Raw genomic sequence first — 14,612 nt, 5'->3', positions numbered from 1 at the left:
GCAACGGGCATTTCATGCCACTATTCGAAGACCATTAATATTAGACCCCATGTCGGAAGTCGTAATTTTTCGAAAAATGATCCGTTGATGTTGAGGCTTTATGTCATTTTTGATCTCGCACATCAAGCTCACTTTACCCCCCGACTTTTTGAGCCGCCAATATTGAAATGTATCGTGCTCAGCGGTTTAGTCAGCTGCAATCGTTCGCTCTAAGCGGCCGTTATTTGAAACTGAAAAGGCCAGCTGACGACCCGCGGCTGTCCGTCAAATACAGCCAAATAGTAAACATCTCGTCGGCTTCGTGTTACGGGTACACTGCTGTCTTCGGCCAAAAGTGAATGTTGTAAGATTCTAGATATTGTCCTGGACTTGATATGGGGCATCTAGTCATACATGAAATATGAATGTAAGCTGCCCTCCACCATGGAAAAACGAACATCGACAGCCGAAATTCGGGAAAAAGTTGATTTTTCATTTCAATCGTTAAGTTATTGTTATTAAATACATTTTTCTGGATACAATATCAATTTTGAAAAATATTTATGCCCTACTTCAACAAGCGGCCGTTGTCTTTCCGGAACGCATTGCCTTGGTTGAGAGGATTCAACTGCGCGATGAACGTTGGAGTTATCGCCACCTAAATCAGGTCGCGGACCGAATGGCCGAGCAATTGGTTTACGGGTACGATTTTCGCCCAGGCACCTGCCTACTGCTGCGTGGCCGACCCAATCCGCAATTGGTGGCCGCATATTTTGCCTGTTTCAAAGCTGGCATTGTAGTGGTGCCGATTGACCCGCATTTATCCATTGACTTTATCACCCGCGTAGCCGAATCCACCCAAGCCGGAGCCATGCTGGGTAATGACCAACTCCCTGGATTCGACGCCTTACCGCAGTTATCCGTAGCTGCTTTAGCCGATACTCCATCGGCACACGCGGATTTTAACTATCGACCGCAGCCGGACGACATAGCCGAAATCGTCTTCACCTCAGGAACCACCAGCAACCCGAAAGGCGTGGTACTCAGTCATCGCAACATTCTCAGTAGCGTCAACGCTATTCAAGACATTTACCCCAAACAACGCTCGCTGCGGTTTCTGTCGCTACTGCCGCTGTCGCACCTGTTCGAGCAGACGGCGGGTTTATTTGCGCCCTTGCTGCTGGGAGCGACGATTTATTTTTCCGGTAATTTTCAGTCCGAAGTTGTAATGCGCAAGCTGGAGGCCAAGTGCATCGACGGCGTCATCGCGGTGCCGCAGATGTTGGAGATGATCTGGCATGCATTGGAAAACCAGATTGTCGAAAGCGGTGGACAGACGCGGTGGCGGCTGTGGCGGCGGTTTGCCGAGCGCTTGCCGTTCGCCTGGCGGCGGGTACTGGCGCAGGGTCTGTTTCCGGCGATGGCCGGCACACCGGTGTTCTTCGTCAGCGGCGGCGCGTCGTTGCCGGTCAATTTGGAGCGGCATTGGGAATTGCTCGGCGTGCGGGTGATTCAAGGTTACGGTACCACCGAATGCGCGCCGGTGATTTCGGTTAATCGCTATGACGACAGGATAGCGGGATCGGTCGGCTGGCCGGTGGCCGGCGTCACGGTGACCTTGTCGGAACAGGACGAAATCCTGGTGCGCGGCCCCAACGTCAGCCGCGGCTATTGGCAAAATCCGGCAGCGACGCGGCAGGTTTTTAGTGATGCGGAAGGATACCGCACCGGCGATTTGGGCGCGTTTGGCGCGCGCGGCGAGTTGTATATCAAGGGCCGAAGTAAAGATATGATCGTGCTGGCCAACGGTTTGAATGTATTTCCGGAAGACATCGAACTGGAACTGGGCAAACAGCCCGGCATCGGTGCCTGCATGGTCACCGATCTGCTCGACCGCCATGGCCGGCAATGTATTGCCGCGATCCTGTGTTTTCCCGAACCGATGCCGGAAGAAGAGCGGCAGCGCCGCGCCCAGGAAGCGGTGCGCAATGCGAACGCGGCGCTGGCGCCGCATCAACGGATTTCCGACATTCGGTATTGGACGGGCGATTTTCCACGCACGCCCTTGCTGAAAATTCAGCGCTGGAAAGTCAAATCCCGGTTTGTCGATACCGAATCTACTCAGGATGCTGTTGCCGATACGGTCACGATTCGCACTCGCTCGGCAAGCATCGAACAATTGCTGGCGAATGTCTGCCGGGTGGACATTAAATCCATCAATGACCAAACCGATTTGGTGCTGGATTTGGGCTGCGATTCGCTGACTCGGGTCGAACTGGCCGGCTTGATCGAAGCGCAGCTCGGCATTATTTGCGATGACGCCGAGCTGATTGCAATCCGTGAAGTCGGCGAGCTGAAAGCTTTGCTTGGTCGTAGCGAACGCACGGCGAAAAAGATGCGCTTTCCGAGGTGGCCGTTGTCCGAGCTTGCCGTGGCTTTGCGCGGACAGATCCAGGGCGTTTTATTGCCGGTACTGCAAGGGCTGGTCACTAGCTCGTTCGAAATCAAAGGCCTGGAGCATCTAACGCAGGCGCGGTTCCCGGTCATGTTCATCGCCAATCACGCCAGCCACGTCGATACTCTGTCGATTTTACGGGCGATGCCCTGGACGGTTCGCCGCCGCTTGTGTATCGCGGCGGCCGCCGACTATTTTTTCAGTAAAAAACTGATTGCCGGCCTGCTAAGCTTATCGATCAACGCCTTTGCGTTCAGTCGCGACGGCTCGATACGCGGCAGCCTGGAGCATTGCGGCGAACTGATAGACAACGGTTGGTCCCTATTAATTTACCCGGAAGGCACACGTTCGCCCGACGGCCAGTTGTTGCGGTTCAAGCCCGGTATCGGTTATCTGGCGACCGAGCTTGGGGTGCCGGTAATTCCGGTTGCGATCTCCGGCGGCCACAAAATCCTGCCGAAAGGTACAAACTGGCCCGTACGCAGTCCGGTGCGGGTTCACTTCGGGGCGGCGATTCATATCGCCGCCAATATGGATAAACAGCAAGCGACGGACTTCTTGCACGCCTGTTTGGCGAACCTGATTGCCGAGCAACAACTCAGTCTTTCCCACGCATAGGAAGCACTGGCATGAACCAAGTCCACCGTAACTTCAACCGTCGCCATCTAGCCGCCAGGGAGTTGGGCTGGTCCGAATTATTGGTTCGCCCGCTGGCACAAGCCAATAATTCGGCCAATGCGATTTCTCTGACCGGCATGGTGGCTGTCGAATGGACCAAGGATTCGCTGGTCGGCGCCCTATGCAACGAAACCCCGGACCGGGTAGCGGATCAGCTGATTTTGGTTGAGGCCGGATTCGGCGCGGATGGCCATGAAATTTTGGGTTATTGAACTACGGTTAATGCGCTAGGCGGTATTTGCCTGTTAATGCTTGCAGCAATGGGTCAGAACACTGGTTTTATGAGAGGCAATTTTGTCCGAGCTCGTCACTAATCCAATATTAAACCCATTCTTCGCGCCCGCCGCCGAGCGTATCGGGCTGTTGCTGGGCCTGTCGCTGCTATTGATTCTGTGGGTACTGCGCAAGCACGGCCGCGCCTTGTTGCGCCAGGGTTTGTTCCTGAAATGGCGCACCTGGGCCATCATCGCGCCGATTTATCTGGGCGCGGTATTCGGCGGCCCGCTGGCGGTCGGCATCCTAGTGCTGGGCATGACCTGGCAGGGTTTGCGCGAATATGCCGAGATGGTCGGCTTGGTCAGCCATTACCGGTGGGTATTGAAAATCATGGGCATTACCGCGGTGCCGGTCGGCTTGGCCTCGCTGGACGGGTTTTATCTGCTGGCGCCGTTGTTGTTGCTGGTCGCCGTGGCGCAACCGCTGGCGTTTCAGGCGGTCAGCGCCGGCATCCACCAATTGGCCTTGTCGTCGTTCGGTTGGGCTTACATCGCCTGGCTGTTGGCGCATCTGGTGTTGATCGGCCGCTATATTCCCGGCGGCGACGGGGTATTGCTGGTGATTGGCGCGGCGGTGGCGCTCAGCGACAACATGGCGTTTGCGGTCGGTTCGCTGTTCGGGAAACACAAACTGACGGCATTGAGCCCGAACAAGACCTGGGAAGGCGTGGGCGGCAACCTGCTCGGCGCCTACCTCGGTACCGGGCTGATGAGCTTTGCGCTGCCGGAGCACCTTTACTGGCTTCTGTTGATCGGTTTGCCGCCGCTGATTGCGGTCGGTTCGGTGTGGGGCGATTTGTTCGAGTCGGCGATCAAACGCGAAGCCGGAGTCAAGGACGCCGGCAGTTGGCTGCCCGGCTTCGGCGGCTTGCTGGACCGGATCGACAGTCTGATTCTGGTGGCGCCGCTCAGTTACTATTTTTTGCGCCTAATGCTGTAGGGCAGTTCGGCCATGGCTTTTAACGAGCCGACTCCCGCCATGCCTGCCAGGACTCCAATTGCCGGATATGTTTGGGCGATACGACTAACCCCGGACGTGCGCCGCGCAATCGGGCCACCGCCGAATCGATCGAATCGGCCAGGCCATGGGCCAACAGCCACGCTACGGCAACGGTGGCGCTGCGCGAATAACCCAAGGCGCAAAACAGTAAGGTTTTGCCATGGCGTCCGGCTGCGTCGATTGCCGCAACGCCTTGCTCAATTTGCTGGATTTCCGGTGCCAGCAAATCCAACATCGCTATCGAGTAAATCGGTGCCTTTCCGGCATCGATCGCGATTTCCGGACAGCAAGAAACTAGCGCTTGGAGTTTGAATTGCCGTATGTCAGCGGACGAAGGGCAGCGGGACAGCCATAGATCCGGGGTAATTTCGCTCGGCGCCGGATTTCTGTAAGTCCACAAGCGTGAATTCAGCCATGCGCCAATCAAATAGGGCGCCAGCAGCACCTTGACCGCATCATCCATGTGTCCGCCAATGTTGCGGAACAGCGCAGCGTTCCCCAGCCAATAAATACCGGCCATCGCCGCCAAGGCGCATCCGGGCCACATTAGCCAAAGCCAGGCGCCGGCCAGCGTCCAAGCCGTCGCGGCAAGTGCCAGGCTGCCGGCGAAGTAGTACAGGCCGATGCGGAATCGCGCCGGATCGCGTTGTTTTAGCCCGGTTTGAGGCGTCAACGGAAACAGCATGACCGCGATGCAACCGACCAAAGCGCCGGTAGGAATGTCGATAAAGTGATGTTGGTAGGTTGTCAGTACCGACAAACCGATCGCTATCGCAATGGCGCGGAGCAACCAAAGCCGGATGCCCGACAAATATCGGGCATAAAATGTCCACAGAATGACCAGCAGGCTGATGTGCAATGAAGGCGCTTGGTTGAACGGTTTGTCGAAACCCAACAATACGTCGAACAACCAACCGGGAATACCGCTGGTTTGCGGGCGATCGAAACTGAATTTCAGCGGAAAGGCGATGAAACAGATACAGGAAACCAATTGCGCGAATAGCAGGCGTTTGGCGTGCGCGTCCAGTTCTTGACGGTTACCCGCCACCACAAAAGACAGCCCGTAGAACAGGTCGATAGACCAATACGGCAGAATCGACCAAGGCAGGAAAGGTATTTGGTATTCCCAGTTAAAGACGATGGATCCCACGTCGTCGCGCCGGGCGGCCAGCCAATTGCTTAAACCGTAACTGGCGAAAAAAAACGGGCCGAGAAACCCCAGCCAGAGCAGGCCGCGCCGCCAAGGGCGGCGGCTGGCGACCGACTCGGCCGTATTTTCAGGCATTACGCCGCGCTAAAGCGACCGTGAAAATCCCCCAGTCGTCGATCCGTTGTTCCAATTTGCTGAAGCCGGCGGCTTCCACCAATTGGTCCATTTCCATTTGCGTCCGTCTGCGCATGACCCATGCCGCGCCTTTGCGGTGGCTGGTTAGGGCGCGAGCAATGAATTCCAGTTGCGGATGCCAGGGTTGGCAGGTATAGATCAGATAACCGCCCGGAGGCACGGCTTCCGCCAAACCGGCCAGCGAACGCCGAATCAAAGCGTTGTCCGAAAACAATTCGTACAGACCGGAAACGATAGCCAGCGTCGGCTTTGGTGTTAGAGCCGCCAGACCGTCTTTGTCGAAGGCGTCGCCGATCTCGAAACGCGCGATGTGTTGTAAATTTTTCTCGCGTATCAGGGCGTTACCTGCCTCGACATTGATGTCGGAATAATCGCGCAGCAGGATCGAGTCCGCCTGTATCTCGCTTGCGGTTAATGCTTCCAATACGTATCGGCCATGGCCGGCAGCAATATCGACGATGCGTATTGCTTGATTGTTCCGACTCAACAATGCCAGCGCTTTTTGCAGCAATTCTTCGATATTTACCTTGCGCTGGCGTATGCCGCGCCAGCCGATGGAGTTTAAATAAAACCAGTCGATTATGCGGCCGAGCGGGGTGGTTCCGGACGGCTGGTTGCGGTAGACATAATCCAGGGTGCCGCCGGAATCGAATCCGGTTTGGTGGCCCAGGCGGATACCGTCCGAGAGATAGCCGCATAATTTCAACAGTGCTCGAGTCAGATTCCAATAGAGTAAGCGCCAGGAATGGGCCGGCAACGGCGCCGCCAACGCCGCCGCTTCGCGTTGCGTGTATCCGTCGTGGTGGGCGTTCAGCAGATGGGGATTTTGGCGAGCGCGAGCGAAATTATCTTTGATGAATGAACGGCATTTGCTGATCGGCAATGCCCGGTCGATTTCACCGAAGGTATCGTGGAAGAATCCCGGCAGAAAATACAACGATTTGGTTTTTGAGTCGATTCGAGCCAGAAATTCGTATTGCGGCAATGGCCTAACGACCCAATCGTCGCCGGAAACCAGCAACTGCGTGGGAACGTGAATGGCTTCGGCATCGGCGACGATACGTTCCGAGGTCGAATACAACTCCAGTAAGATGTTGGCCGAAATCGGCCGGGTAATCAGCGGGTCGCTGTTGTAACTGGCAATTCGTTCAGGATCGTGAGTCAAGAACTTGGCTTTGACGTAGCTGTTGACGAAAAAATTACCGCGCAGCTTCAGCATCAACCTCAAAAACGGTTTGGCGAGAGGCACATAAAGCTTCACGTCGAACGCCGGCGATGCCAGTACCATGCAGCGGATCTTCGGCGCGTAATCGTGTACCCAACCTGCGGCAACTACGGCGCCGACACTCTGCGCAACAATCGCGATATTTTCGACGGCAAAGCGATAGGTCTCGGCGATATGGTCGATGAAGGTTTGTATATCGCGTACCGATGTACCCAGACTTGGACTATAGCCGCGCACGCCGGGAGAACGCCCGTAACCGCGTGCGTCCCAGGCAAAAAAGGCAAACTCCGGTAACTCAAGTTCTTCGGCCAGATGGGCCATGCGTCCGGAGTGTTCATGGCCGCGGTGAACCAACACGATAGCGCCTTTGGACTCCTCTAGCGCAGGCCAATGGCGATAAAACAAGGCGAGGCCATCGTGGGTGGTGAAGGTTTTTTCTTCTACGGGACGTTTGGTTTTTGGCATGTAATCCCCCTGTAGTGGACGTTGATTAAATACGCGTTTATCTAACTTAGGATTCCGCCCCTAGCAAATAGGGAAGTTATTTTGAGCTGTATCCTTACTGACCAGCCTAATGGCCGAACTTAATTCTTTGTCACATTTAAAAAACCGCCGTCATGCCCGCTTGGAAGCGGGCATCCAGCGCCATGGATGGCAGGCTTCGGTCCATCCATGGCGCCTGGATTCCGGCAATCCCTGCCGGAATGACGAATTCCTTTAAGAATCTGACAAAGAAGAATTAATCCATTCATATTGCAAATTACATAAAGTTCCTACGTGAAAGTCGATTCGTTTTCCCAGGTTATCCAGCCCGTCGACGAATATTTGGAATTCTTTACGAATGACCTTTTTTCGTGAGTCCATCCGACCTCGCCCCAAGCAACGACATTGAATGAGGTCGCTTGGCTAAATCGACACCGAGGTGCTCAGACAGCGAGGTGCTTTTCCAAGTTGAACATCCAAATCATTACTCTCTACGATGAAAAGAAAGACTGTAATATGGTGTAGATCAGACTTAGTCTGGAATTAACCACATCGGCTAATATACCCCCTGAAATCCGCTGGGGATTTTGAAAAATTTTTTACTCAGATAGTAAAGCAACCTTTTTGCGCAGTAGAATTTATTGCAAAACCGCAATCGCTCTTTGCGCTATCCAGCCGTGAACCGCTTTGGTCGGGTGTATACCGTCCCAGAATAGGTAGGTGTCCGGCTTTTTACAGGTAAATGGTGGTTTATTGGGGTTAATGCAGGCATCGGTCACGTTGGTGATACCGAATAGGTTTGAGGCATTGTTTTCTTGATCCAAGACGATTTCCTCCAGCAAACCATATAAATTTAGCGTTCTGATATGGATACCCGGCAACGCTGACAACCCCTCCTGAACCTGCCCCAGTGCAGTATTAAATCCCACAGCCAACAGATTGGCGTTATAGGCAACAGTGAACTCCAGCGGTGTGGGTGGAGGCGTAAGAATTCCATCCAGCAATCTTACCGTCGGTGTAATGCCTATGTTCGGCACATTCATCAACAGAAAATTCCGCGCCCCAAAACCGTATAACGTTTGCATTGTCTGTGAAATATTGCCAATTGCCGCGCCAAGAACGGCTGAAGGATTTGCCGCGTTTAAAGCATCCCTGACATCGTTACCGCCAATTTCGATTACAAACAAGGTATTGGCGGAAATTGGATTGGTAGCGGCATCTATTTGATAATCCGTTAAATACGCGGAAACCTGATCGGACAAGTTGAACCGGCAACGGATCACATCGTCGACCGGAGTTTCGTCTGTCACTAAACGGGCTCTGGCGCCGCCTACCGCGTAATTGCTGGCTCGGAGTCCCGGATTTCTTAGAGCGGGTCTAACGGTTCCCGACAAGCCCTGGCCGAGCGCATATTGCTCGATCCAGGTAGCGCCGTTTGTGACATGGTGCCCGCCTCTGGCGTAAACCCCGTCCGGAACCAGTAATTCAACATACAAATCATCCGTTAAATACAGTTTATCCATTTGATCGTAGGGCGGCACATTCAACGGCGTACCCAGAGGACAATCCTCCAAGCCAAACTCACTTGGGTTATTAATCAGCACAAATGCGTTCCCCGAATCGCTTAAACTGCTACCAAACACCACCAGCCGATCAAAAGCGGATTTTTGGGCGAAAGCCGCTGACGAACAAACCAAGCTCAATGCCAGCATACAAATTTTAATCGTGCTGGTTTTATTGATTACTCGCATAACCACCTCCATATCTCGATTGTAATTTTATTTCAGACAACTGACTTCATTGTTGCGGGCGAGATGTAATCCCGTCCCGAGCAAGCCAGTCGAACAGCTCACCACCGGCATGATGGTACTTAAGCGGCCAAATTCAGCCCGGATTTTTTTGTATTTCATCGCAGCATTGCCAATTCGATGGTAAACCGATGCAAGTGATTGAACACAAAAAAAGCCGGACCACCGATTTGACATTAACGACGTCATATTCGGCGATCCGGCTTTCCTGAATCTCATTTATTCGGGATCCGCGACTTTCCGCATCTACCTTCCGATAGATTTAGCTGTTAAGTCGATATATAGCATATTAGTTTTAGGGTTTCAACCGAGGGTTTTTGTCAATTTTTATGCATAACCGCTAGCGTTACGCGAGATTTAGCCAACCCGGAATCGGCAGCCCCGGGCTTAAGGGCCGCCGATCCGGTTGCCGGTTTTATAGCTTGAATTAACCCGCGCGTCCCGCCGCGCTGGCTTCCGGTATTTCGATCAGACCGCCGGTTTTAACGTCGTAGACATAGCCGTACACCGGTATGTTGGACGGTACCAGCGGATGGCCCTTGATGCGGCGGACGTCTTCCAATACGCTTTCGGCCTGATTTTTGATGGTCAACCAATTGATGAATTTGCCGTCGGTGGAACCGGGTCCGGCACCGTGGTCATGCCAGCCCGAGGCATCGACGCTGGCGGTTTCCAGGCTGCTGGCGAGCAGGTCGCCCATAATCTCGTTGGTGAATGTTTCCATGCCGCAATCGGTGTGGTGAATGACGAACCATTCCCTGGTGCCCAACAATTTGTAGGAAATTACCAGCGAGCGGATGGCGTCGTCGCTGGCGCGGCCGCCGGCGTTGCGGATAACATGGGCGTCGCCTTCCGACAAGCCGGCGTATTTGGCCGGGTCCAGGCGGGCATCCATGCAGGTGAGGATAGCGAATTGGCGGGCGGGCGGCATCGCCAGACCGCCTTTATCGAAACCGGCAACGTAATCGCGGTTAGCCAGCAGTACTTCGTTTAGAATTTTGCTCATAATGAACCTCGGTGTGCGAAAAAACCCGGCTCGACGCATCGAAGCCGGTAATTGTAGGGATTACTATCTCCACCACCGATTGTATACAGGCCGCCCAACGGTTTAAAGACATTGTTTAGTTTATAAAATATAAACCATTGGTTTAAAAACTCCCCCGATTCCAAGCAAACCGCGTGGACCGGTTTAGTCATTTGGCGCTATGCTTTTATCATTACCGGTCAGTCTCCGCCGTCCTTAACCCCAAAAAATATCCTTGCCCATGTCCACTAAACGCACTTTGATCACCGACAATATTTACGATTATCTACTGACCAACTCCTTGCGAGAACCCGCCGCCTTGCGGCAACTGCGCGCGGAGACCGCCGCCCATCCGCTGGCCAACATGCAAATCGCCCCGGAACAGGGCCAATTCATGGCCTTGCTGGTCGAACTGACCGGCGCGCGCAAGATTTTGGAGATCGGCGTATTTACCGGCTACAGCTCCACCAGCCTGGCGCTGGCGCTACCGGAGGACGGCAAGCTCACCGCCTGCGACATCAGCAAAACACACACCGACGTGGCCCAGCGTTACTGGGAACTGGCCGGCGTCAGCCGCAAAATCGACCTGCGCGTGGGGCCGGCCTTGGATACGCTGGACAATCTGCTGGCCGAGGGACTGGCCGCCAGCTACGACATGGCCTTTATCGATGCCGACAAAGCCAATTACGACGGCTATTACGAACGGGCCCTAGGCCTGCTGCGCCGAGGCGGCTTGCTGATGCTGGACAACGTGCTGTGGAACGGCCAAGTGGCCGATCCGACATTTGACGACGAGGATACGGCGGCCATCCGGGCCCTAAATGCAAAAATACACGCCGATTCCAGGGTCGGCATCAGCTTATTGCCGGTGGCCGACGGTTTGACACTGGCATTAAAACGCTAGGAACTTTTCCGGACCGACACCGGCGGTAACGGCCGGAGCCCGTGGAATTCCAAGTCAAGCCGCATCTTCGCCCCGATACAACCATTCAAGTTCGGCAATGCCGGGGCTACCAACGAGCAGTTCCCGTATGCCTTCTACCAGAGTTGCCGCCTCTGCAAAGGGAGGTTTGTCCCGTCCGAACATCTTTCGGGCGTGACGGCGCAAGGACAGCAGCCATTCGTCGCGCCTGCCTTCCACATTGCAACAGTGCACGGCAAATTCTGCACCGCTACCAGGCAGAAACTCGATGAACCAACCCCAATCTTCCGAGTTGGGATAGCTGGTAGCAATGCCACGGCGCGCGAGTTCGCTACACAACCAAAACGCCAATTCCGCGCCATACACCTCGGGATTGACCTGACAATGCTCCGGCAATAACGGACTGAACAGCGCCGACTTGAACCGAGCGATGTCCTTGAGCGAACTCATACCGTTTGCCTTGGCGCACAAGCCAAGGCGTTGGCGGTAACGAAGAAGCTTCTCTCAAAGCGCCTATACATTCTGATAACCTGCCTTACCGATATAGCCATGCCGAGCCCTACGTCGAAGCTTGGGATTGACACGTAAGCCAGTGCAACATTGCCGACACCCAATTCTCTATCTTAATCGCTGATTTATGGGTCTGCGGCTAACATAAAGCCAAGCCGAGCATCGAATCACGCCGCGGACGATTCCGTTTGGTCTTGCCGCGCGGGATGCGCGACGCCACCTCGCCGCCTTTCCGCGTCCCGCTATGGCTTCCAATGAGCTTCGGAAAGGTGCTCGACCTTGCCTTCCAAATCCATCAAAAAACACTTCACATGAATATCTTTCCACGCCTTCAAACGCTCTTCGGCTTTGAGGCGATAAACCTCGCACGTGGCATCCGCCATGGCCTTTTTCGCTTGGCCTTGTTGTACAAGGCAATACTCGCGGATTTTGTTTGCCAGCAAAAACGCCTGCTCGCAATGGTGATCCCTTTCAAGGTTCTGCCCGCACGGATCATCGCCATAATAGTCATTATGACTGGGATGAAAATGTTTATAGGCTCCGCAGTCGCGATGCTCAAGAATAAAAATATCCTTGATTTTGCGCCCCAGCACGTCAATGGCTACCTGGAGGTGATGGAAAAACACGTCGTTCCACGCTGAATTTGCCGGCGGGCTATCAAGGTGCATCACACCGAGCGCGGTGCCAGCAAAAATCACTTGATCGTATCGGTTTGCCAAATTATAGCCATTCATAAACGACACCGTGTCATCAAGCAGGCGCTGATCCATGCAGCTCAGCAAAAGTACATGCTTACGCGGCGGCGCATGCCTGAAACCCGGATCTGGTGCTTTGTATCGATGCATATGCGACCTCCTGATTGTTATGGACAAACCCAGCCCGCCGAAAAAACTCCAAAAAGCGGCTCAAACAACTACGAATCGGCCAACCCGCGCATTTCCCGCTGAAACCAACGCAGCAATACCTCGACAATATAGTGTTGCTCTTGCTCGGTCAACATTCTGCCCTGCTCTATGCCGTGCCATTTGTGCAGACAGCTCCGGCAACAGCAGGCGGTGGCATGTTGCGCAACAAACACCGGATGGCCGCGATAAGGAGTCTGCTTGCCGTCGTTGGGAATCAGCGCCGGCGCCAGACGTTTGCCGACGAAATCCCGCGCGTGCCGGCGCATGGTCGGCAGGCCCTTGGCACGCAGATATTGCATATCCCCGGCCCGCAAATGAAATTTACCGCGAAAAGCCGACTTACCCAGCGCGGCGAACAGTTGCTCCAAATCTCTCATGTCAAATTCGCTTGGAATTCCGTCCGCAATAACTTTCGCATTTTGTTCCCCTTCCCTCAAGAGGCTATCGTAAAAGCCGATCAGTCCCTTCTCCCTCCGGAGGCTGTCGTAAAAGCCCCCCTTTGAACAAGAGACGCTGGAGACTTTTTAACAATCCCTAGCGATCCGCCTTTTTCGAAGCGGGAGGTTATCTATATCGAAATCCTCAAGGTTTGAATACCTCGTCAAACAACTCACGCATCGCCGCCCAGGATTTCCGGTCGGCTTCCGCATCGTAGGCAACCGCCAAACCGTTGGCCTTGCCCAACCGGTCGGCATCCGGATTGGTAAAGCCGTGGATCACACCCGGATAGTCGACGAAACGGTAATTCGCGCCGGCCCCCGTCATTTCCCGCTTGAATGCATCTATGCTTTCGGGGCTGACAAAGCTATCCGCCGCCCCGTTCAACACCAAAACCCTGGCTTTGACCTTACCGGGTTGGGCCGGGGTTTCGGTGACCAGATTACCGTGAAAACTGACCACGGCGGCTAAATCCAAGCCCTGTCGAGCCATGTTCAAAACCGTCGCGCCGCCGAAACAGTAGCCTATGGCGGCAATTTTTGCCGCGTCCACATTGGGCCTGCCAACCAGCAATTCCCTGGCCGCCTCAAAACGCTGTTGCGCCAATCCGGCCTTGGCCGTTACCGCATTCATGAAAGCCGCCGCATCCTTGCCGTGTTCGCTGTGCCTGCCATCGCCGTACATGTCCACCGCCAGCGCGGTATAACCCAGTTCCGCCAGCATGCGGGCCCGTTGGCGGGCGTAATCGTTCAAGCCCCACCACTCGTGTACCACCAGCACGCCCGGCTGCTTGGCGCCCTTGGCATCGTCCCAAGCCAGATAACCCTTCATGACCGTATCGCCGGCCCGGTATTCGACGTTTTCTTCATGCAACGCCGCCAGCAACGCCGGACTGACCAGAAAAGAAATCAATAACAGAACCAGTTTCATGACAACTCCAAATGCTTGTCTAAAAATCTAAAAGGATGACCGACACCGGCGGCCAGAATGCTGACGGCCGCACGACTTCCCGCACAGCGGGCATAATACATAAGCTTAACGCTTGGCGTAAGGATAAGCTTGGCATGCCGCCTTCATCAACCCGGTAAAATGTCATGCGGCGGGAATTTTTAAGCCGCCCGCGCGGCGGCGAACTAGGTGGCGACAACAGCATTGTTGCTGGCCATTTTCTAAGCCGCCTGCGCGGCGGCGAACTTTCGCGCGGTACATCAACGTGCCCCCCGTTTGTTTCTAAGCCGCCTGCGCGGCGGCGAACGTTAGGCCAACTTCCAAGCCTTGATTAGCAAGTTTCTAAGCCGCCTGCGCGGCGGCGAACGGTCGGTGAAGGTTTACCAACCGATGCTGCGATTTCTAAGCCGCCTGCGCGGCGGCGAACGCTGATCGTCTTCAGCGGTTTATCAATAATAATTTCTAAGCCGCCTGCGCGGCGGCGAACTGGCGGCTGGATTAAATAGCATATTTTCGCTATTTCTAAGCCGCCTGCGCGGCGGCGAACCAATCAAGAACTTTAGTGTAACTAGGGGTAGTTTTCTAAGCCGCCTGCGCGGCGGCGAACGCCGGATATA

General features: G+C 54.6%; 12 protein-coding genes, 1 CRISPR repeat array and 1 riboswitch. Of the genes, 4 read left to right on the top strand and 8 right to left on the bottom strand.

Annotation, left to right across the window (positions count from 1 at the left end; genetic code table 11):
• The first annotated feature begins 529 nt into the window (after window positions 1-529).
• The 3 genes from NP590_RS15645 (at window position 530) to NP590_RS15635 (ending at window position 4,327) form a co-directional block, all read left to right on the top strand.
• The gene (locus tag NP590_RS15645; RefSeq protein ID WP_256603556.1) at window positions 530-3,052 is read left to right on the top strand and encodes an AMP-binding protein; all 2,523 of its coding nucleotides are present in this window, start codon (window positions 530-532) and stop codon (window positions 3,050-3,052) included.
• Between the two features lie 11 nt (window positions 3,053-3,063).
• Window positions 3,064-3,324 (top strand): hypothetical protein, encoded by a 261-nt coding sequence (locus NP590_RS15640; protein ID WP_256603555.1) that lies wholly within the window; start codon window positions 3,064-3,066, stop codon window positions 3,322-3,324.
• Between the two features lie 82 nt (window positions 3,325-3,406).
• A complete protein-coding gene (locus tag NP590_RS15635; protein ID WP_256603553.1) occupies window positions 3,407-4,327 on the top strand; it encodes a phosphatidate cytidylyltransferase in 921 nt (306 codons plus the stop codon).
• A gap of 19 nt (window positions 4,328-4,346) precedes the next feature.
• Here the strand turns inward: NP590_RS15635 and NP590_RS15630 are convergent, their stop codons facing one another.
• From NP590_RS15630 to NP590_RS15615, 4 genes are all read right to left on the bottom strand, one after another.
• Window positions 4,347-5,672 carry a phosphatase PAP2/dual specificity phosphatase family protein gene (locus NP590_RS15630; RefSeq protein WP_256603552.1) on the bottom strand — a complete coding sequence of 442 codons (1,326 nt, stop codon included), beginning with the start codon at window positions 5,670-5,672 and terminating at the stop codon, window positions 4,347-4,349.
• Window positions 5,665-7,422 (bottom strand): bifunctional alpha/beta hydrolase/class I SAM-dependent methyltransferase, encoded by a 1,758-nt coding sequence (locus NP590_RS15625; protein WP_256603551.1) that lies wholly within the window; start codon window positions 7,420-7,422, stop codon window positions 5,665-5,667. Before NP590_RS15625 ends, NP590_RS15630 begins: the two co-directional genes overlap by 8 nt.
• Window positions 7,423-8,078: 656 nt before the next feature.
• A complete protein-coding gene (locus tag NP590_RS15620; RefSeq protein WP_256603550.1) occupies window positions 8,079-9,191 on the bottom strand; it encodes an SGNH/GDSL hydrolase family protein in 1,113 nt (370 codons plus the stop codon).
• A gap of 247 nt (window positions 9,192-9,438) precedes the next feature.
• A riboswitch (cyclic di-GMP riboswitch) is annotated at window positions 9,439-9,525 on the bottom strand.
• A gap of 150 nt (window positions 9,526-9,675) precedes the next feature.
• A complete protein-coding gene (locus NP590_RS15615) occupies window positions 9,676-10,254 on the bottom strand; it encodes a beta-class carbonic anhydrase (RefSeq protein ID WP_256603549.1) in 579 nt (192 codons plus the stop codon).
• A gap of 259 nt (window positions 10,255-10,513) precedes the next feature.
• Between NP590_RS15615 and NP590_RS15610 the strand changes: the two genes are divergently transcribed.
• Window positions 10,514-11,176, top strand: a complete 663-nt coding sequence (locus NP590_RS15610) for a class I SAM-dependent methyltransferase (RefSeq protein ID WP_256603548.1) — start codon at window positions 10,514-10,516, stop codon at window positions 11,174-11,176.
• A gap of 54 nt (window positions 11,177-11,230) precedes the next feature.
• Here NP590_RS15610 and NP590_RS15605 read toward each other — a convergent pair whose 3' ends face one another.
• From NP590_RS15605 to NP590_RS15590, 4 genes are all read right to left on the bottom strand, one after another.
• Window positions 11,231-11,644, bottom strand: coding sequence for a hypothetical protein (locus tag NP590_RS15605; protein WP_256603547.1), 414 nt, complete (start codon window positions 11,642-11,644; stop codon window positions 11,231-11,233).
• Window positions 11,645-11,946: 302 nt separating this feature from the next.
• The gene (locus NP590_RS15600; protein ID WP_256603546.1) at window positions 11,947-12,549 is read right to left on the bottom strand and encodes a carbonic anhydrase; all 603 of its coding nucleotides are present in this window, start codon (window positions 12,547-12,549) and stop codon (window positions 11,947-11,949) included.
• Between the two features lie 68 nt (window positions 12,550-12,617).
• Window positions 12,618-12,986, bottom strand: a complete 369-nt coding sequence (locus NP590_RS15595; protein ID WP_256603545.1) for a DUF4186 domain-containing protein — start codon at window positions 12,984-12,986, stop codon at window positions 12,618-12,620.
• 205 nt (window positions 12,987-13,191) lie between these two features.
• Window positions 13,192-13,977 carry a dienelactone hydrolase family protein gene (locus NP590_RS15590; protein ID WP_256603544.1) on the bottom strand — a complete coding sequence of 262 codons (786 nt, stop codon included), beginning with the start codon at window positions 13,975-13,977 and terminating at the stop codon, window positions 13,192-13,194.
• A gap of 176 nt (window positions 13,978-14,153) precedes the next feature.
• A CRISPR array of direct repeats spans window positions 14,154-14,602; the repeat unit is 28 nt; unit sequence TTTCTAAGCCGCCTGCGCGGCGGCGAAC.
• Window positions 14,603-14,612: the final 10 nt, after the last annotated feature.

The sequence above is a fragment of the Methylomonas subterranea genome (genome assembly GCF_024505185.1).
Lineage (GTDB): Bacteria > Pseudomonadota > Gammaproteobacteria > Methylococcales > Methylomonadaceae > Methylomonas > Methylomonas subterranea.
This window is presented reverse-complemented; position numbering and strand designations above follow the sequence as displayed.